Origin of the sequence: Marvinbryantia formatexigens DSM 14469 (genome assembly GCF_025148285.1) — a bacterium.
GTDB lineage: Bacteria > Bacillota > Clostridia > Lachnospirales > Lachnospiraceae > Marvinbryantia > Marvinbryantia formatexigens.
Genome location: NZ_CP102268.1, coordinates 2,893,310 through 2,911,375 on the forward strand (window position 1 = coordinate 2,893,310; position 18,066 = coordinate 2,911,375).

Below are 18,066 nucleotides of genomic sequence, written 5' to 3' on the forward strand. Positions count from 1 at the left end.
GGAAGGCTATGTATTGTCATAATTGTGGGAAAGAGATAGAAAACGGCGTAAAGCATTGTCCGCACTGTGGAGCGCAGCAGATGGCGGTTCAGAATGATGCGTCGTCCGCACAGAGCAGCGGAAGCGGGAAAAACAGCGGAAAAAAGAAGCCGGTGGGGCTGATTGCAGCGGTTGCCATTGTTGCGGTCGTCCTTGTGGTGGCGTTTGTGATGCTCACCGGGAAGCGGACGCTGCATGTGGAGGATTATGTGGGACTGCGGGTGGAAGGACTGAGCACGGAGGGCACGGCGGCGGTTTCCTTTGATACAGACATGCTGCTGGCGCATATCGGTGAGAAAAAGACGCTGACAGAGCGGGAAAAAGAAGAGATTGAGGCGCTGATTGCCGGAGCCATGAAGGACTTTTCCCTCTCAAAGAGCAGCCAGCTTGCAAATGGGGACGAAGTGACCATTACGAGCAATCTGGACCAAAAGCTTTTAAATGATTATAAGATTTCACTGAAAAACGGTTCCGTCGTGGCGACGGTGGAAGGGCTTACCGAGATACAGGAAATCCATCTGAATGATTATATGAAGCTGGAATTTTCCGGCTTCGACGGGGACGGCTATGCTTACATAGATATGGATTATGAGAAGCTGCGAAGCGATGTGGAGGCACAGGTGCGCGCGCTGGCAGAGCCGCAGGAGGCGGAAAAATTCATTTCCGAAGAAATGGATAAATATCTGTATTCTCTTTTTCTGGTTACCAATCCAAGCGAAGGACTGAAAAACGGGGATGAGGCGACGGCTTCCATCAGTATGGATTATACGGAAATCAGCGAGTACGGCATCCGCTTTACCTGGGAGAACATAACGGAGACGGCGGAAGGTCTGCTGCCGACGTATACGGTTGCCCTGACGGACTATCTGGATTGTGCATTTTCCGGCTATGACGGCGCCGGATATGCGGACATAACCCTGGATACAGAAAAGCTGGCAGCCGATTTGCAGGCGGCGTTTGAGGAGGAAGGACGCGGCGTCTACGGCGCGCTGCAGGAAGATACGGATATGGCGGCGGACATTGCCAATGCCGCAGACATTATCCGCAGCAGCTGGCGCAGCAATTTTACCACGGCGGCGGATAAGGAGTCGGCGCTGGTAAACGGCGATACGGTAACAGTGGACTGCACATATGAGCAGGATACGCTTTATATTTATCAGATTGGCGTATATCTGGAGGGAGGCACGAAGGAATTTACCGCAGAAAATCTGGAGGAACCGCAGGAGGTAGACCTGGCGGAGGCGCTGACGGTGAATTTCTCCGGAATCTGCCCGAATGTATGCGCGGAGCTGACGATTGATTACGACCAGCCATATGTGTCGCTGACCTCGCTGTGGGATATGAACAGCAGAGAGTGGATTCTGGCGAAGGACGGCGATGTTTACGAGGGAGAAATCACATATGATGAGCAGGAAATGCTGGAGAACGGCTACCGTGTGACAAACAGCTCCTACAGCTATACGATTTCCGGGCTGAATACCTATGAGCTCACGGCGCAGTCGCTGGAGGATGAGACGGTCGCTGCGCTGTCATCGGAGCTGGAAGAGCAGGTGAGGACAGAAATTATCCGTTCCTCGGAGGGGATTCTGGATTATACCGGCGACAGATGGCTTATCTGGAATGAAAGCAGGATGGCGCTGGATTCCTTTAAAATCGCTTATCAGACCGATGAGGATGACACGGAAAACCGGCTGTATCTTGTGTATCATATGGCGGTTCCGGGCAGAAAGCTGAGCAGGCAGGAGGAGCAGCGGGATATCTTTGCGGTGGTGCGTTTCTATGATATAGAGCAGACGCCGCAGGGAGAGCTTGTGTATACGGATAACTGGAACATGCCGCTGTACACGACAGAGCAGGAGGTGCAGGACTTTATCGCGCAGGATATTGCTGAAATGGAAAATGCAAAGATTCTGGCGGAGGATGCGTCGGAGGAGACACTGGCTCTGGAGCTTCGCGATATACCGGAAATCCTGGGCGGGGAAGTGACAGATACGCAGGTACAGACCGGGGAATTTGCGGATAACGTAAAGAACCAGGCGGCGTGCTATCTGACATATGAAGAACATATTTACGCGCGGTTTGACATGAATCTTACCTGGAGCCTGGCGAATACCTTCTGCCAGACGGCGGGCGGACATCTTGCCACGGTTACCTCTGCGCGCGAAAAGGCGGTTATAGAGAAGCTTCTGGAGGATGCGCCTTACAGCGAATACTGGCTCGGAGCGACGGATGCCGACTGGGAAGGCGGCTGGCAGTGGGTAACGGGTGAACCGTTTGAATGGACAGACTGGGACAGCGGACAGCCGGATAACTCCAGCTATGCAGAAGAGGGCGAAAATCATCTGGAAATGGGAAGAGGCTTTGGAAACCGCTGGAATGACAATTACGGAGAAAACACAGACGGCGGCTTTATTCTGGAGATCGAGCCTGCGGAGACGGCGGACGCCGGTGCCGGAGAAAACGCGGAAATGACGGAAGAAGCGGACGCAGCCGGAGCAGAGGCAGAGGTCAGCGCATCGGCGTATCTGGCAGAGCTGACACCGTCCGCATCTTATAACAGCGGCATCGAAGAATATCTGACAGACCCGTATGGAAACGACCATTTTTACAGCCTGTACCTGGATGCATCCCAGAGCGGAAGTCTGGTGTACGATCTGGACGGCGGCTGGTCAGAGCTGACAGGAACGATCAGTACCTGGACGGAAGCGGAGAGCGACTGTTTCTTTGAGATTGCCATCTGGGGCGACGATAATCTGCTGTTTTCGAAATACAATTATCAGAAGGGCGATGCGCCGGTTCCGTTTGCCATTGACGTAAAAGGCGTGGAGAAGCTTTATATCCAGACAAAGGCTTACGGAAGCACCTACAACGGATATCTGTTCCTGAATGAGGGGCAGCTGACGGCGGATGGCACGGAAGAGACTCTGGAAGAGACGCGAAAGCCGCTTGGCGAGCTGGCGCTGATAAGCTCTGCCGGATACGAAAAGAAGGAATCCGGAACGTATACAGACATTTACGGAGACATTCACCGCGACGCTTATATGTTCTCTGCATCAGAAAATGGTTGTGCGCTCTGGAATCTGGACGGAAATTATACTTCCTTTGACGCGGTGCTTTTTGCAGCGGATAATTACGACGGTTATGGCACGGCGCAGGCGGGTCTGGAAATCCTGCTGGACGGAGAGTGTGTCTTTGAGGTGGAGGATTATTCCATCCTTGGCGGGGCGCTCCCGGTTTCCCTGGATGTGACCGGTAAAAAGACGCTGGAGGTGCGCACGCGGGGCAATGAGGAGAACGGCAGTCTGTACTTCTATCTGGGGGATACGATGCTGGGCGGAATACCTGCGCAGGCGGCAGAGACAGAAGAGACACCGGAATTTCCGGAAATTCCGGCGGTCGTAGAGCAGCGGGCGGCGGATATTGTGACGCAGGGAAATTACCGCTACTATTTATTTGAAGAGCCGCTCACCTGGGAGCAGGCGGAGGCGTTCTGCACATCGGCAGGCGGAGTGCTGGCGTGTCCGACGGATGCGGACAAAAATCTGGCGCTGCAGTATATGGTGTCAGCCGGACTGGGCGACAGCTACTGGATTGGCGGAAGACTGACAAAGGGCGTCTGGGGCTGGAGCAATGGAGCGGAATTTGGAAACTATCTGAACTGGGGAAGCGGAAAGCCGGATAACGTGGACAGTCTGGAATTTCTTCTGAGCATGGACTATGACGGCACCTGGAATGACCTTCCTGCGGATGCGACGAGAGGATTTATCATGGAGACAGCCGCCGTATCCGGACAGCAGGCGGAGGATACGGTGCGCCTGTCCGCTCTGGAATGGTCAGAGAGCAATTACTGCGAGGTTCTGGATGTTTATGATATGGACGAAACGCTGACGAAGGCGAAAACGCTGGAGATTGGCAGCGTGCGCATGGATGCTTCCAATAACGCGTACTTCCGCGTCCGGCTGGACGGAAAATACGGGACGCTGACGGGAACGGCGGAGCCTTATTCGGAAGCTTCGGAAAATGTGAATATGCAGCTTGCTGTGTTCGGGGACGGAAAGCTTTTGTGGGAGCTGCGCAATATACGGAAATCTGAGGAAGAGACGGCGTTTTCTGTGGACGTGAGCGGGGTAAACGTGCTGACGGTGGCGAGCTCCAATAATGGAAGCTACGATTATGGGCATCTGTATTTTACCGGTGCGCTTGCGGCGGGAGAAGCCGCAGGCGAAACGATGCAGATCCAGCGCCTGGCGGATCTGATTCAGGTATCTGAGACTGGCACGAACACGGAAAATACGCTCTTTACGGACGATTATGGAATCCTGCATGACCGCTTCCTGGAAATGAGCGCGCAGGAAAATTCCAGTGTGCTTTACAATCTGGCGAGGAATTATACGACCTTTACCGGCACGATTACTGCATGGACGGACGGGGCGACGGAGACAGACGCGCTTGTTCAGATACAGGCGGACGGAGAGACCCTGTATGAAATTTCCGGTTTTGATATTTCTGAGGGACCGGTTGCCTTTGAGGTGGATCTGACAGGAAAAGGTACGCTGGAGATCGCGGCGTCGTCGGAGGACAGAACATGGATTTATGTGACCGATGATGAGCTTGCGGTGAAGTAGGAAAGAGGAAGCGCAGACAGAAAGAGGGCGGTATTATGAAGCAGATGAAGAAACTGAAAAAAGCGGCGGCAGCCGGAATCTGCGCCTGCGTGGTGTTATCCGCGCAGGGCGCAGGCGGACTGGCTGCGGAAATAAAAGCAGGGACGACAGAGCAATCCCAGGCAGTCGGAGAAAACGGAGCGCCGGAGAAAACCCAGGCGACCGGAGAAAACGGAGCGCCGGGGAAAAACCAGTCAGCCGGAGAAAACGGGACATCAGAAAAGTCCGGAACGACCCAGGCGGCAGAAACGGCAGAGACTGTCTGGGAGCCTGGGGAAACGGAATATTATCTTGAGGAGAGCAACAGTCGTTTTCTGGAGGAAGAAGAGCTGCAGGGCTGGACGCGCAGGCAGCTGGAATATGCCCGGTATGAAATCTATGCGCGCCGCGGAATGCTTTTTGACGAGCCGGAGGTCGCGGAATATTTTTCCGGAAAAAGCTGGTATTTCGGGTTTATTAAGGAAAGCGATTTCCCGGAAAACATGCTGAACGAATATGAGGTGGCGAACGCAGAGCTGCTGGACAGACTGGCGGCGGAAGCGGAGGATACGGCGGAAACAGAGGCTGTATCGGAAACGGAGAAAGCGCTGGAAGAGGCGGACGACACGGAGACAGAAGAGGGAGCGGAGAGCACGAACGGGACGGAAGCGGCGAATGTGCCGGAAGAGCCGGAGGCAGAAACAGGGAATGCGGACGGGGCAGAAGCAGGTGCAGATGTATCTTCCGGAGCAGACGCAGAGCCGGGGGATTCGGAAACGGAAACAGATGCGAAACCGGAGGTTCATTATGTTCCGGGGGAATATACGGCGTATGCCGACGGCTATGCGGGGAAAATTATGGTGACCTGTACCTTTGATGAAACGGGAATCGTGAATATGGGCATGAACCTTTCCGGAGAGACGAAGGGACAGGGCGCGGAGATTGGAAACGATTTAATCAAGAGTATTCTGGAAGCACAGACAAGCGAAGTGGATGTAATCTCCGGCGCAACCGTAACATCCGGGGCAGTAAAAGAAGCGGTCGCGGACTGCATGGAGCAGGCGAAGGTGTCCGGGGAGGAAGAAACAGAGGCGCTGACCGAAGGTGAAACGGAAGCACAGAGCGAAAGCGAAGTCCAGGCAGAGATGGAAACTGCAGAGCCAGAACCAGAAACAGAAAGCGCAGCAACGGAAGCGGAAACAGAGCCGGAAACAGAAAGCATTGCAACGGAAGCGGAAATAGAGCCGGAAACTGCAGCGCCGGAAACGGAAGCCGGGGCGGAGGTGGAAACAGAAAGCACTGCAACGGAGGCGGAAGCCGGGGCGGAGCCGGAAACAGAAAGCGCAACAACGGAAGCGGAAACAGAAGCCGGATTCAGCAGAAACGAGGATCTGCATGATGTGGACATCATGGAGGAAATTGAAAAAATGGAAGCGGAGGAAAGCGGCGAAGAAGCGGAGCATGATGCAGAGGAAATGGCGGGGACGCAGGAAATAAAGGAACCGCAGGCGGAGGAAAGCGCCGACATGGCGCCTGTCATAGACTATATTTTCCCGGACGTAGCCGAGCGGTATCTGGATCGTTCGGAAGTGTCACGGCTCTCCCCGCAGGCAATCAGCTATGCGAAAAATGAAATCTATGCGCGCCACGGACGCAAATTTGCATCGCAGGAGCTGCGGGATTACTTTGGCACGAAGAGCTGGTATGCGGGGATAATTGACGCTGATGATTTCACAGACAAGGTGTTTAACGATTACGAGCAGAAAAATCTTCTGCTGATAGTAGAGTATGATACCTACAAGCTGGACCAGCCAGGCTACGACATTTACCGGGTGGAAGAAGAGCTTTCGCTGTTTGCGGCGGAAACGTCCGAGGCGACCATCGCGCCGGAATCCGGCTATCTGTCCGGGCAGTATATATTTGCGGACAGCGATATCCGCTATCTGACGGAGGAAGAGGTCAATGTACTCTCGGCACGCGTGGCATGTTATGCGCGCTATGAAATCTATGCGCGCCGGGGCGCCATCTTCACACCGCAGGAGCTGCAGGAATACTTTGGCGGCAAGGACTGGTATGCCGGAAGAGCGAGCCTGTCAGAATTTTCCTCGGAAATGTTTAATCAATATGAGTTATATAACATAAATCTTTTAAATGAGCGTGAAAAAGAATTGGAGCCGGACGGCTATCTGAACCGGTAACGGAGGTGATAGTGCAAATACCGTTTTCCATAGTACAGAGGATGTAGCCGAAACTGCCGCGGCAGTCATCTGTACAGTACAATGTGTGATTTTGGTTATATCCATATTTCCAACGGAGCGCGCCTTAAAAAGAATTTTTACGAGGACGGGACGCGCAGACAACATTAAAAGAGAACCTGCTGATGCAATATGTTGCAGAGCATCGGCAGGAACTCCGCTGATACAATGCGGATAGTATCAGTCAATATAATTTTGCGAGCACTTCACACAGGCGGAGTTGCGGCTGCACACAAAGGAGAGCATAATATCCTCCGGGTAGCGGCTGCAGCTCCCTTTCTTATATGTGACGGTATGTGTGACTACGGAAGCGTCCGTCGGGCATTTGCATTTGTAGTCTTTCGTGTATTCCATGAGAACTCCTTTCCTTCGCAAAGCGATTGGTTTTAAAGCGATTTGAAAATGCTGTGATGCCGGGGCACTCTATCTGCTCCGGCACAGCATTCCCGGAATCCGGGCATTTCGTCGTACAGAGCACTTTTAGAATCCGAGGGATTCTCCGACCAGGATGACCCGGATGCGTCCCGGAAAACGGTTGTAGTGCTGTACATGCAACATATTGCATATCTTCTCCGGGGAGAAGCAGTTGTGACAGACGCCGTCCTTCGCGCAGGGAGTGGAAAGACCGAGCCGGATGGCATTTGGCGGCGCGGCAATATTATGTACGCGCGCGATAGCGGCATCCAGATCCGGCACAATTTTGTTCATGCCAACCAGCAGAATCACACAATCCGGTCCGTAGGAGAGCGCGGCAACGCGGTTGCCCGTTCCGTCTATATTGACGAGCTGCCCGTCAAGCGTGACGGCATTTGCGCTCATCAGATAAAAATCTGCGGAAAATGCCTTGCGATAAAATGCTTTACGCTCCTCCTGCGGAATTTCAGCGCGGTCCCAGAGTTCTACCGGCGCATTTTTCAGAGCATCCAGCAGACCGCATTCTGTGATGGATTCCGAACCGCCCCAGGTAACGGTAGCGCCTTCCGGAATCAGAGACAATACTTTTTCAACAGCGCTTTTGCTGTCCGGGCAGTAATAGCCGTCCATTCCGCGCTTCTGCAGTGCTTTGATGACGGTTTCCGCCTGTTTCTCATAAAAAATGGACATTGCACTCATAAAAATCCTCCTTTTCTATCGCACAACTATCACATAAATTTTTTGCGGCAATTTAGACAGGCTGTCCGGTTGCCTGCAAAAATCCGTTGTTTTTCTTATCTTACCACCAGGTGCGTCAAAAATCAATGACGGTAAAAGACGAACTGCGTGAAGGATAAAACCGGACCGGACAAAAAGCAAAAACCGGACCGGGCAAGGGTCAAAAGCCTGACCGGGCGCAGGACAAAAACCGGACCGGGCAAGGGTCAAAAGCCTGACCGGGCGCAGGACAAAAACCGGACCGGGCAAGAGGCAAAAGCCTGACTAGGCGCAGGGAGCAGGACCCCTCTTCATTCCTCTGCCTGCTCCTGGCTGAGGATGACTTTGATTTCCGGGATGGTTTTCTTCTGCTCCCGCAGCTTTCGGATATAAGAGATACGCTCAATACTTTCCAACCGCCGGTAGCGCCGCGTCAGGTTTTCTTCCGCCTGCTCAAAGGGCAGCATACCCTCCTCGGTGTAAAATTTTAACGTGCTGTACCGTACATTTGTTAAGCGGACCAGCTCTCCGATTGTTACATATTCTGAGGCGGAGATTGCCTCCATTGTGCGTTGCCTTGACATGTGCTCACCCCGTTAGCTGTAAAAGACGGTCAGAGAAACGATGAGCGCAAACAGATTTTCTATATAAGCAACCATTGCGGCAACCGCTTTTCCGGCATCGGAGCCGGTGATTTCCTTCAGCTTCGCTTTGATTTCACGCTGCTCATATTTGGAAAAATAGGTTTTCAGCAGGTCGCTCTTATCCAGAAGAATGACAAGAGAAGCGATATCTTCTGTGACCTCTACGTTTTCCAGAAGCTCGGACCGTATCATATCGATAACATAATGAACAGCTTCTTTGCACGGAATGTAAGTGTTCCGTTTTCCAAGAAGCCCTGCCTTTGACACCTCTGCCAGCCCGATATTTTTCAGGGACATGCCGACAGAATCAAATAATGCGGTGATATTTTTGTCTGTAACAGAATACGTATAGGCTTCCAGAACCTTTTCTATTTTTACGGGCTTTCGCTGTGATGACTGATTCAAAAAGTCATACAGAGGCTTCAGATATTGCTTCTGCTCCGGAAGGGCACCGGTTACAGTGACCGTTTTTTGGTCGAGCAGGATACAACCCTCCAGCTGCAGCTCCAGCAACCCCGATGCCAGCAGGCAGACAAGCCTTTCTACATTAAAACTGGAAATTTTTCCTTTATTGTCCACCGCGCAGATCATGTACTCCTGTGTAAGTGTTAATTCATGCATAGTTGTTCTCCTCTCATCATTACTTACTACTTATCACTTACTACTTACGATTTAATATACCATCAGAACGAAAACAAGTCAAGAGCGAATATTTTAGAATTAAATTATAAAATATTTGTTGCATAAAAACATAATATATGATATATTAAAAACGAATTAGAACATGAAAAATTATTTGCATTTTTCTTCCTGGTTATATATAATATAAATACAGACAAATATGTCTGAATCGCAGATGAGACGAGTGACGGTTCCGACTCGTCGGTAAAATAAAAATGACCGGGCGATGAATGAAAACGGGAGGAGTTTATCCTCTCGTTTTTTTGTTGCCGGGCATCCAGAGAAAACTGCTGGTGGCAGGTCCTGCAAGTTGCCAGGCGTCCGGAGAAAACTGCCGGTGCGATAAGCCTGGCAGACGGTTGTAATGCCTGCACCGACAAACATTTGTCGTGTAAGCACAGAGGTGAGAAAAGAGTATTGGAAAGTATCATTTTTGACTATCAGATTTTAAATCTTACAGATATTTTCTTTGAGGAGCATCCGGAAAATCTTTTTCCGGAAATTCTGGATAAACGGAAAAGGGCATATAAAAGGGATTAGGCTATTACAGCCCGAAGAATTCAGACGCCGTTATCAATATTCTGCCCTGAGATATTTTGATGACCTGCTGAAGAATATAGAAATATAATTGCCTTTTCGGATGACTTCAGATAAGACTATATTTACCGGAGCTTCAGCGGTAAAATAAAAAATGATTGAAAAACCTCCGTTTTATCAGTATAATCGTCTGTAGACATTGATTAGTATACAGGAGTTTGACGAAGATGAAAAAAATACTTACGTTAATTGAGGAAGAACTGATTCCCGCGTTTGAGAAAGCGGGAGTGGATGCGTCTTACGCGAAGGTGACGGTTTCCAACCGTCCGGATTTATGTGAATTCCAGTGCAACGGCGCGATGGTGGCGGCGAAAAAATACAAAAAAGCGCCGATTATGATTGCAAAAGATGTAGTTGCCGCACTGCAGGGAGATGCAATGTTTGCGATGGCGGAGGCGGTAAATCCGGGCTTTATCAATTTAAAGCTGTCGGGTGAGTTCCTGGCGGGCTTTTTAAACGATATGCAGGCGGATGAAAACCTGTCTGTGGAAAAGACCGCAAAGCCGAGGAAGATTATCCTGGATTACGGCGGGGCAAATGTTGCAAAGCCGCTCCATGTGGGACATCTGCGTTCCGCCATTATCGGCGAGAGCATCAAGCGGATGGGACGTTTTATGGGGCATGAGGTGATCGGCGACGTCCATCTTGGCGACTGGGGGCTGCAGATGGGACTGATTATCACGGAGCTGCGCAGGCGGCAGCCGGAGCTGGTATATTTCCAGGAGGGCTACACCGGGGAGTATCCGCAGGAGGCGCCCTTTACCATCGGCGATCTGGAGGAAATCTATCCGGCGGCGAGCAAAAAATCGAAGGAGGACGAAGCGTACCGCGGGGAGGCGCTGGAGGCGACAAAGCAGCTTCAGCAGGGAAATCCGGGATACCGCGCGCTCTGGCAGCACATCATGCGCGTTTCCATTGCCGATCTGAAGAAGAATTACAGCCGTCTGAACGTGGAGTTTGATCTCTGGAAGGGCGAATCGGACGCGCAGCCGTACATTCCGGAGATGGTGCAGCGCATGAAGGACGAGGGCTTTGCCCACGAGGACCAGGGAGCGCTGGTGGTGGATGTGAAGGAAGAGACGGACACGAAGGAAATTCCGCCGTGCATCATCCTGAAATCAGACGGAGCGTCGCTGTATGCGACCACCGACCTGGCAACGATTGTGGAGCGCATGAAGCTCTACCAGCCGGACGAGATTTTCTACCTGACGGATAAGCGGCAGGAAATGCATTTCATCCAGGTCTTCCGCACGGCGCGGAAGACCGGGCTTGTAAAAGAGGACACAAAGCTCTCCTTCCTTGGCTTCGGCACCATGAACGGAAAGGATGGCAAGCCGTTTAAGACAAGGGACGGCGGCGTGATGCGTCTGGAAAATCTGATCGCGGATATCGAGGAAGAAATGTACCGCAAGATTATGGACAATCACGAGATCGACCCGCAGGAGGCGCGTGAGACGGCGAAAATCGTCGGACTTTCAGCGATTAAGTACGGCGATCTGTCAAACCAGGCGTCCAAGGATTACGTGTTTGATATAGACAGATTCACCTCCTTTGAGGGGAATACCGGACCGTATATTCTGTATACGATTGTGCGTATTAAATCGATCCTGAATAAATATCAGGCGGCGGGCGGCAGCACGGAAAACGGTGTTATGCTGGCGGCGGCAAATGAAAGCGAGAAGGCGCTGTGCCTGGAGCTGGGACGTTTTAACGGTGTGATGGAAAACGCCTTTGAGGAGACGGCTCCGCACAAAATCTGTTCCTATATATATGACCTGGCAAATGAGTTCAACCGTTTCTATCACGAAACGAAGATTTTAAGCGAGGAAAATGAGGCGCAGAAGGCTTCCTGGATCGCGCTGCTTCGTCTGACGAGGAGGGTGCTGGAGACGTGCATCGATGTGCTCGGCTTTGAGGCACCGGAGAGAATGTAGGGGAAGCTGCCGCTGCGGGAAAAAGCCGCTGTTTGCAGTATCTTTCGGTATGAGCGCGGGATTTCGGTAGTTTTTCTTGCGAATCTTAAGGAAACGTGAACAGCGGCAAAAAGATTGGACATTTGCAGAGGTGTGTGTTATTATCAACTATGAGGTGAGGAAAATGGCTGATAAGAGGAAAATATCAACGATTTTAGGAATCTGCGGCGCAACTGTGCTGGCAGCGGGCGGCAGTATTTTTCTGACAAATACAGGGCTTTCGCTGTTGGACCAGAGCCAGCAGGCAGAAGGAGAGACAGAACCGGGGCTTGGGGCACAGACAGGAGAAACCGAGACACCGATTACGGTCGAGCAGTTTTCAAAAACAGCAGATTCCTTTGTAGTATCATCTAAAACGGCGTCAGCGGCCGGAAAAGATGACGAAGAAGAGGAAACAACAGAGACAGAAGATAACAACGCTGCGTCAGAGGGCGGCACATCTGCAGCGGGCAGCAATGGCACCGCCGGGCAGGATGACAGCACGATGTACGCCACCGGCGGCGTGAATGTCAGAAGCAGCGCAGGCGTGGAGGGAGATATTCTCGGCACGCTTCAGACGGGCGAGGGTGTTACCGTTACCGGAAACCGCGAAGGCAACTGGGTGGAGGTAAGCTATAACGGGCAGACAGGGTACGTCAGCCAGAATTATCTGCAGACAGGCTCCGGCAGCAGCGCGTCCGGAAGCACATCGGGCGGCTCTTCAGACGGTTCCGGCGGCAGCTCATCGAATGGCAGCTCGTCGAACGGAGGCTCATCAAACAGCGGCTCGTCGAACAGCGGTTCATCAAACGGCAACTCGTCCGGCAGCAGCAATACGCCGGCTGTCATTACCTGGAATGTTACCGCCATGAGCGGCACCATGTATGCGACGGGCGATGTCAATGTGCGCAGCGGCGCGGGAACAAATAACAGCCGCATCGGTGGTCTGAGCGCCGGCTCTTCTGTCACCGTTACCGGTTCGACAGACAACGGCTGGATACAGGTAAGCTACGATGGACAGACCGGCTATGTGGCGGGCAATTATCTGTCCTGGAACAAGCCGTCATCCGGCGGCAGCTCATCGGGTGGCTCTTCAAACGGTTCCGGCGGCAGCTCTTCGGGCGCGTGGGACGACAGCTACACATACGATCTGAGCAGCCGTTACGTTTCCGCGGACGAGTTTGACGGATGGAGCGCGAGCGACCTTGCCATTGTGCGCAACGAGATTTTTGCGCGGCACGGACGTATCTTTACGACGCAGAAATATAAAGATTATTTTTCGCAGAAAACCTGGTATGAGCCGACTTACGACCCGTCCTACTTTGATGCGAATCTGGACAGCTTCCTGAACGATTACGAATGGGCGAACCTTGCGGTTGTTCAGAAACTGGAAGATGCGAGAAGCTAGGGAGGAAAATGTGATGACGGATAACAATCAGCAGTACAAATGGCGGCAGAGAAAACAGCGCAATACGCGTCTGGGGGTCTGGATCGTCGCGGTGATTCTTGTCTCCGTGGGCGGAACCTTTGTATATGAGGGCTTAAGAGACAGCGACCCGCAGAGAGTTGCCGAAGAATATGTGAAAGCCGCAACCGGAGTGGAGAGCTTTACGGTGGAGGCGGGCGACCGCTCCCTGAACGCGGACAACCAGTTCGTACAGGATTACACCTTCACTTATACGGTTGACGGAAAAGAAACCAGTCAGAGACTCAGTCTGACACAGCAGCAGGAAAAGAAATATGGTCTGTTTGACCAGTGGACCCTGCAGGCGGCGGGCGCCAATGCGGTCGATATGGACCTAATTGTCCCGGCGGGCGTGCAGGTCCTGATTGACGGGGTGAGCCCGGACGAATCCAGTATTGAGGAGGACGATACGCTCTCACCGGGCGCCATCCGCTACAAGCTGACCAGCGTGGAACCGACGGCGAAGCTTCAAATCAACGGGCTTCCGTTTGAATCCTATGAGGGCACTCTGGAGACGAGTAACGGGCTGCTCGATGTCCGCGACCGTCTGGAGGTCAGCGAAAACGCGAAGGTACAGATGGAGGAAATCGGCAAGAGCATGATTAACGAGCTGTATACTGCGGTAATGCAGGGAAAGACCTCCGCGGACCTTGGTGAATCATTTGCACAGGTTCCGAATAAGGACAATCTGTTTAAGGCAATTTCCAGCAATCTTTTCCGCGGCGATGAGCTGCAGGCGGACGATATCACCTTTGAGGGCTTCGAGCCGGTATTCGGGGATATCTACTATCCGGGAAGAGACGAAGAGAGCTACATCGGAATTGAAATGAAGCTTTCCTATACCTGCAGCTACGAGCAGGGAGAGGCAGAGACGGAAAGCGAGACAGAAACGGAAACAGAGACGGAAGCCGAAAGTGAAAGCGAAACGGATACGGAAACAGAAAATACCGCCGGTTCGGGAGAGCAGAAGGAAGCGACCTTCTACTTCCGTTATCAGGATGGAAACTGTATTGTGACCTCCGCGGAAATTCCAGGCGTGATTTAAAGCAGAAACGGAAATGATACGGTTTGCTTTGTTCACAGTAACGATGATACCATCATTTCCGGGCAGGAGTGGCAGAAATGAAAAAGCGTTTGAAAGGACTGGCGCTGGTTCTGGCGCTGGCGCTTGCAGGCACATATACATCATGTGCGCAGGCAATGCTGACGGAGGAAGAACAGCTTGCCGCCCGGCAGAAGAAAGCAGAGGCGGAAAAGGTCATAGATGCCGATAAAGAGGCGGGGGCTGACGAAGCGGAGACCGAAGCGGCTGCAGCGGACGGGCAGGACGGGAAGGCTGCGGAAACCGAAGCAGCTGCAGCGGACGGGCAGGACGGGATGGCTGCGGAAACCGGGCAGGAAGAGGAGACCGTGGAATCGGCGGACGGCATCCAGGGTACCGGGGACGGACCTCTGATTGCAATCGACCCCGGTCATCAGGGACCGGGACAGGATATGTCCGGCGTGGAGCCGGTCGGACCGGGTTCTGACGTTATGAAAGCGCGGCTTGCCACCGGTACAAGCGGATGCGTTTCCGGTCTGGATGAATACGAGCTGGACCTTGAGGTTTCCCTGAAGCTGCGCGACGAGCTGATAAAAAGAGGTTACCGTGTCATTATGACGCGCGAGACGCATGATATTGACATCAGCAATATTGAGCGATGCGATGTGGCGAATGAGGCGGGAGCAGATATTTTTCTGCGCATTCATGCAAACGGCTCGGAGGATGGCAGCGTGTCGGGTGCTCTGACAGCGGCGCCGTCCGCGTCAAACCCGTATGTATCCGATATATATGAGAGCTGCATAAAGCTGGCGGATGATCTGATTAACGCTTATTGCGAGACGACCGGGCTTTATAACCGCGGCATCTGGATTACCGACGACATGACGGGAATCAACTGGAGCGATATGCCGGTGACGATTCTGGAAATGGGCTTTATGACCAATCCGGGTGACGACGCCTATATGGCAGACGCGGCAAACCAGGATATCATGGTGCAGGGGATAGCAAACGGCGTGGATGTGTATTTCGGGAGATAGGCAGGGAATATGTTCTGGGAATGGGCGGATAAAACCGGAAGAGTTATCGGACCGGTGCTTGTGCATTATCTTGTGATAGTTATAATAAGTATGATGGGGCTGCATGCAGATGCAGCCTTTCTGACAAGCATGGCGGCAGTGATTGTACTGCCGTTGTTTTGGCGCATGTACAAAAAAGACGGCGCGCTCTGCGGCCGCGGGGAGGAGAGAAGGCTTTCCGCAGCCTCCTGTCTGCAGATTGCGGCGCTTGGCATTGTCTGCAATCTGGTGCTGACATTGGTGATAAACGGGATTCTTTCTTTCTTTTCTTTTTCCAATCAGACGCAGGAGGCGCTGTTTGCCAGCAATCTTATCGTACAGGTCGTTGGGATCGGGATAATCGTTCCGATTATGGAAGAAGTTTTATTCCGGGGTATTGTATATAATCGTCTGAAGGGTTATACTAAAAATGCGAAATCCGCCGCAATTCTGGCGGCAGTGATTTTTGCCGTGTATCATGGAAATGTGGTCCAGATGCTGTTTGCGTTTCCGATGGCGCTGATACTGATTGCGGTATATGAAAAATGGGGGACGCTGCGGGCGGACATCACCTTCCATATGGCGGTGAATTTAAGTTCCGTGATTCTTACGGCAATATTAAGCAGCAGATAAAGGAGAGGCTAATGAAAAAAGAGATTTTAAGCTGGATAGGATGTTTTGCGGTCGCGATTGCGGCGGCGCTGTTTATTGTAACATTTATCGGACAGAGAGTGGAGGTCGACGGGCGCTCTATGGAGCCGACGCTGGAGGATAAGGACAATCTTATCTGTGATAAAATCAGCTACCGCTTCAGCGAACCGGAGCGCTTTGATATTGTTGTGATTTACCCCTATGAGGGCAGTAAACAGGAACGCTGGATTAAGCGTATCATCGGTCTTCCGGGAGAAGAGGTGCGCATCGACCTGGACGGAAACATCTATATCAACGGGGAGATTCTGGAGGAATCCTACGGCAAGGAAGTGATCGCAGACCCCGGTATGGCGATTGAGCCGATTCAGCTTGGCGAGGATGAATACTGGGTGATGGGTGACAACCGCAATCACAGCAGCGACAGCCGCGTGATTGGTCCGGTGACAAAAGACCGCATCATCGGAAAAGCGTTTGTGCGTATTTATCCCTTCAGCAAGATTGGATTTATCAAACATCAGTAGAGGAGCAAGAAAATGGACAGAAAAAATGTGTGGAGCAGCTACAGCAAAAAGCAGCTTGCAGAGCTGGAGAAGCTGAACAAAGAGTACCGCCATTTCCTGGACCACGGGAAAACGGAGCGGGAGTGTATCAAAGAAGCGGTGAAGCTGGCAAAAGAAGCGGGCTACCGCGACCTGCAGGAGGTCATTAAGAAAAAAGAGACGCTCTCCGAGGGCGATAAGGTCTATGCTGTCTGCATGGAAAAGACGATCGCGATGTTCCATATCGGAAGCAAGGATATCGAAAAGGGCATGAACATCCTGGGCGCCCATGTGGATTCCCCGCGTCTGGATTTAAAGCAGAATCCGCTGTACGAGGACACGGAGCTTGCATATCTTGACACGCATTACTACGGCGGCATCAAGAAATACCAGTGGGTGACGATTCCGCTGGCGCTGCACGGCGTGGTGGCGAAGAAGGACGGAAGCATGGTGGATATCTGCATCGGCGAGAAGGAGGACGATCCGGTATTCTGCATCACCGACCTTCTGGTGCATCTTTCCGGCGAGCAGCTTGAGAAGAAGGCGGCAAAGGTAGTCGAGGGCGAGGCGTTAAACCTTCTCATCGGCAATATTCCGCTGGAGGATAAGGAAGAGACGGCGGTAAAGGCAAATATCTTAAAGCTTTTAAAACAGCAGTATGATATCGAGGAGGATGACTTCCTCTCCGCGGAGCTGGAGGTGGTTCCGGCGGGAAAAGCGAGAGAGTGCGGACTGGACCGCAGCATGGTGCTCGCGTACGGACACGACGACCGTGTGTGCGCCTACACCTCCCTGGCGGCGATGCTGGATATGAAAAAGGTAAAGCGGACAGCGTGCTGTATCCTTGTTGATAAAGAGGAAATCGGCAGCGTCGGTGCGACCGGTATGCAGTCACGTTTCTTTGAGAATACGGTGGCGGAGCTTCTGAACTGCATGGGAGATTATTCCGATATTAAGCTGCGCAGAGTGCTGGCAAATTCGCGGATGCTCTCTTCGGATGTAAGCGCGGCTTACGACCCGGAATTTGCGTCGGCGTTTGAGAAAAAGAATACGGCATACTTCGCACATGGCATCGTATTTAATAAGTATACCGGGTCGAGAGGAAAATCCGGTTCCAATGACGCCAACGCGGAATATATGGCGCAGCTTCGCGCAACGCTGGAGAAGCACGAGGTGGCGTTCCAGACAGCGGAGCTTGGAAAGGTGGATTTCGGCGGCGGCGGAACGATTGCCTATATTCTTGCTCTGTACGGTATGCAGGTGATTGACTGCGGCGTGGCGGTGCTGAATATGCATGCGCCGTGGGAGATTGTCAGCAAGGCGGATGTTTATGAGGCGAAGCGCTGCTATAATGCATTTCTGACGGAGTAGG

The 18,066-nt window shown here is 52.4% G+C and carries 13 protein-coding genes; 9 read left to right on the forward strand and 4 right to left on the reverse strand.

Features of this window, described 5'->3' with window-relative positions; translation table 11 throughout:
* The first annotated feature begins 8 nt into the window (after positions 1-8).
* Positions 9-4,664 carry an NPCBM/NEW2 domain-containing protein gene (locus NQ534_RS13580; RefSeq protein WP_040781292.1) on the forward strand — a complete coding sequence of 1,552 codons (4,656 nt, stop codon included), beginning with the start codon at positions 9-11 and terminating at the stop codon, positions 4,662-4,664.
* Between the two features lie 35 nt (positions 4,665-4,699).
* Positions 4,700-6,880, forward strand: coding sequence for a YARHG domain-containing protein (locus tag NQ534_RS13585; RefSeq protein ID WP_006860032.1), 2,181 nt, complete (start codon positions 4,700-4,702; stop codon positions 6,878-6,880).
* Between the two features lie 237 nt (positions 6,881-7,117).
* Here NQ534_RS13585 and NQ534_RS13590 read toward each other — a convergent pair whose 3' ends face one another.
* The 4 genes from NQ534_RS13590 to NQ534_RS13605 form a co-directional block, all read right to left on the reverse strand.
* The gene (locus NQ534_RS13590; RefSeq protein WP_006860033.1) at positions 7,118-7,291 is read right to left on the reverse strand and encodes a hypothetical protein; all 174 of its coding nucleotides are present in this window, start codon (positions 7,289-7,291) and stop codon (positions 7,118-7,120) included.
* A gap of 126 nt (positions 7,292-7,417) precedes the next feature.
* Positions 7,418-8,050, reverse strand: coding sequence for a lactate utilization protein (locus NQ534_RS13595; RefSeq protein WP_006860034.1), 633 nt, complete (start codon positions 8,048-8,050; stop codon positions 7,418-7,420).
* 329 nt (positions 8,051-8,379) lie between these two features.
* Positions 8,380-8,652: a helix-turn-helix domain-containing protein gene (locus tag NQ534_RS13600; protein WP_176944201.1), complete on the reverse strand. Its 273-nt coding sequence runs from the start codon at positions 8,650-8,652 to the stop codon at positions 8,380-8,382.
* A 12-nt stretch (positions 8,653-8,664) separates the two neighbouring features.
* Entirely contained in the window at positions 8,665-9,333 is a 669-nt protein-coding gene (locus tag NQ534_RS13605) for a GOLPH3/VPS74 family protein (protein ID WP_006860037.1), read from the reverse strand.
* An 824-nt stretch (positions 9,334-10,157) separates the two neighbouring features.
* Between NQ534_RS13605 and argS the strand changes: the two genes are divergently transcribed.
* The 7 genes from argS to NQ534_RS13640 all read left to right on the forward strand — a co-directional run bounded on the left by argS (position 10,158) and on the right by NQ534_RS13640 (position 18,065).
* Positions 10,158-11,924, forward strand: coding sequence for an arginine--tRNA ligase (gene argS / locus NQ534_RS13610; RefSeq protein WP_006860040.1), 1,767 nt, complete (start codon positions 10,158-10,160; stop codon positions 11,922-11,924).
* Positions 11,925-12,087: 163 nt separating this feature from the next.
* A complete protein-coding gene (locus NQ534_RS13615; protein WP_050778256.1) occupies positions 12,088-13,350 on the forward strand; it encodes an SH3 domain-containing protein in 1,263 nt (420 codons plus the stop codon).
* Positions 13,351-13,363: 13 nt separating this feature from the next.
* Positions 13,364-14,452: a hypothetical protein gene (locus tag NQ534_RS13620; RefSeq protein WP_040781302.1), complete on the forward strand. Its 1,089-nt coding sequence runs from the start codon at positions 13,364-13,366 to the stop codon at positions 14,450-14,452.
* A 77-nt stretch (positions 14,453-14,529) separates the two neighbouring features.
* Entirely contained in the window at positions 14,530-15,486 is a 957-nt protein-coding gene (locus tag NQ534_RS13625) for an N-acetylmuramoyl-L-alanine amidase family protein (protein ID WP_006860043.1), read from the forward strand.
* Positions 15,487-15,495: 9 nt separating this feature from the next.
* Positions 15,496-16,137 carry a CPBP family intramembrane glutamic endopeptidase gene (locus tag NQ534_RS13630; protein ID WP_006860044.1) on the forward strand — a complete coding sequence of 214 codons (642 nt, stop codon included), beginning with the start codon at positions 15,496-15,498 and terminating at the stop codon, positions 16,135-16,137.
* Positions 16,138-16,148: 11 nt separating this feature from the next.
* Positions 16,149-16,676, forward strand: a complete 528-nt coding sequence (lepB, locus tag NQ534_RS13635; RefSeq protein WP_006860045.1) for a signal peptidase I — start codon at positions 16,149-16,151, stop codon at positions 16,674-16,676.
* Between the two features lie 12 nt (positions 16,677-16,688).
* Positions 16,689-18,065, forward strand: a complete 1,377-nt coding sequence (locus tag NQ534_RS13640; RefSeq protein WP_006860046.1) for an aminopeptidase — start codon at positions 16,689-16,691, stop codon at positions 18,063-18,065.
* The last annotated feature ends 1 nt before the right edge of the window (position 18,066 follow it).

Bases quoted from the DNA above. Each gene is read 5' to 3' on its own strand.
- NQ534_RS13580 (WP_040781292.1), top strand. From the start codon at position 9: ATGTATTGTCATAATTGTGGGAAAGAGATAGAAAACGGCGTAAAGCAT.
- NQ534_RS13585 (WP_006860032.1), top strand. From the start codon at position 4,700: ATGAAGCAGATGAAGAAACTGAAAAAAGCGGCGGCAGCCGGAATCTGC.
- NQ534_RS13590 (WP_006860033.1), bottom strand. From the start codon at position 7,291: ATGGAATACACGAAAGACTACAAATGCAAATGCCCGACGGACGCTTCC.
- NQ534_RS13595 (WP_006860034.1), bottom strand. From the start codon at position 8,050: ATGAGTGCAATGTCCATTTTTTATGAGAAACAGGCGGAAACCGTCATC.
- NQ534_RS13600 (WP_176944201.1), bottom strand. From the start codon at position 8,652: ATGTCAAGGCAACGCACAATGGAGGCAATCTCCGCCTCAGAATATGTA.
- NQ534_RS13605 (WP_006860037.1), bottom strand. From the start codon at position 9,333: ATGCATGAATTAACACTTACACAGGAGTACATGATCTGCGCGGTGGAC.
- argS (WP_006860040.1), top strand. From the start codon at position 10,158: ATGAAAAAAATACTTACGTTAATTGAGGAAGAACTGATTCCCGCGTTT.
- NQ534_RS13615 (WP_050778256.1), top strand. From the start codon at position 12,088: ATGGCTGATAAGAGGAAAATATCAACGATTTTAGGAATCTGCGGCGCA.
- NQ534_RS13620 (WP_040781302.1), top strand. From the start codon at position 13,364: ATGACGGATAACAATCAGCAGTACAAATGGCGGCAGAGAAAACAGCGC.
- NQ534_RS13625 (WP_006860043.1), top strand. From the start codon at position 14,530: ATGAAAAAGCGTTTGAAAGGACTGGCGCTGGTTCTGGCGCTGGCGCTT.
- NQ534_RS13630 (WP_006860044.1), top strand. From the start codon at position 15,496: ATGTTCTGGGAATGGGCGGATAAAACCGGAAGAGTTATCGGACCGGTG.
- lepB (WP_006860045.1), top strand. From the start codon at position 16,149: ATGAAAAAAGAGATTTTAAGCTGGATAGGATGTTTTGCGGTCGCGATT.
- NQ534_RS13640 (WP_006860046.1), top strand. From the start codon at position 16,689: ATGGACAGAAAAAATGTGTGGAGCAGCTACAGCAAAAAGCAGCTTGCA.